Raw genomic sequence first — 1,586 nt, 5'->3', positions numbered from 1 at the left:
CCGCCAACACCCACCTCGACGCCCTCGCCCAGCACCGCCACGCCCACGACCTGCCCGCCACCTCCATCGCCTGGGGCCCCTGGGCCGAGGGCGGAATGGCGGACGAAGAGATGGCGGCGGAACTGGACCGGCGGGGTCTCCCGGCGATGGCACCCGACGTCGCGGTCGCGGTCGTCGGCCGGTCCCTGGCTCTCGGGGAAACCTGCGTCACGGTGGCGGATGTGGACTGGGCGCGGTTCGTCCCGCCCTTCACCGCCCTGCGCCCCAGCCCGCTCCTCGCCGACCTGGCGAAGAGCGAGGGTGTGCTCGTGGAGAGCAGCGCCCCCGAGGCGTCCGGTGCCGAGTCGGTCCTCCGTGGTCGTCTCTCCGGTCTGACCGGCGCGGAGCAGCTGAGGCTGCTTCTGGCCACGGTCCGGGAGCAGGCAGCCATGGTTCTGGGCCACAACGGTGCCGGAGCGATCGGCGAAACCGTCACCTTCCGCGAGCTGGGCTTCGACTCGCTCACGGCGGTCGAGTTCCGCAACGCCCTGGCGACCGCGACCGGGCTCTCGCTGCCCGCGACCCTCGTCTTCGACTACCCGAGTCCGGCCGTGCTGGCCGAGTACCTGCGCGACGAGATCGTGGGCGCCCAGGACCAGGACCGGGCGTCTCACGCGTCGGTCACCGGTACCGGTGGCGAGGACGACCCCGTCGCCATCGTCGGCATGAGCTGCCGTTACCCGGGCGGGGTCGCCTCTCCGGAGGAACTGTGGAGTCTGCTCATGGCAGGCGCGGACGCGGTCTCCGGGTTCCCGGTGGATCGCGGCTGGGACCTGGAGCGGCTGTACGACCCGACGCGTGAGCGTGAGGGGACCTGCTACGTCGACCAGGGCGGCTTCCTGCACGACGCAGGTGAGTTCGACCCGCTCTTCTTCGGCATTTCGCCCCGCGAGGCCCTGGCCATGGACCCGCAGCAGCGGCTGCTGCTGGAGACCTCCTGGGAGGCGTTCGAGCGGTCGGGCATCGACCCGGCGTCGGTGCGGGGCACCCGGACGGGCGTCTTCGCCGGCACCACGTGGAAGGTGCGGGGCACGGTGCTGATCACCGGTGGTACCGGTGGTCTGGGGGCCCGGGTCGCCCGGTGGGCGGCAGCCAACGGCGCCGACCACGTCGTCCTGACCAGCCGCCGCGGCCCCGACGCACCCGGCGCGGCCGAACTGTGCTCCACGATCGAGGAACTCGGCGCTAAAGCCACCGTCGTGGCCTGCGACGCCACCGACCGTGAGGCACTGGCCGCACTCGCCCGCACCCTGGAGGCCGACGACACCCCGGTCCGCGCGGTCGTCCACACCGCAGGTGTCGGACAGGCCACCCCCCTCGCCTCCACCACCCCCACCGACCTCGCCGAGGTGATGCACGCCAAGGTGACCGGCGCGGCCAACCTGCACGCCGTGTTCGCCGACGCCGACCTCGACGCCTTCGTCCTCTTCTCCTCCATCGCCGCCACCTGGGGCAGCGGCGGCCAGGCCGCCTACGCCGCCGCCAACACCCACCTCGACGCCCTCGCCCAGCACCGCCACGCCCACGACCTGCCCGCCACCTCCATC

1 protein-coding gene is annotated in these 1,586 nt (G+C 73.1%); it reads left to right on the top strand.

Annotated elements, in window-relative coordinates; all coding sequences use genetic code 11:
* A partial coding sequence (locus A2U95_RS20630) for an SDR family NAD(P)-dependent oxidoreductase (RefSeq protein WP_166025489.1) occupies positions 1-1,586 on the top strand: 1,586 nt, incomplete at both ends.

It is taken from the genome of Streptomyces chilikensis, from assembly GCF_001642695.1.
GTDB lineage: Bacteria > Actinomycetota > Actinomycetes > Streptomycetales > Streptomycetaceae > Streptomyces > Streptomyces chilikensis.
This window is presented reverse-complemented; position numbering and strand designations above follow the sequence as displayed.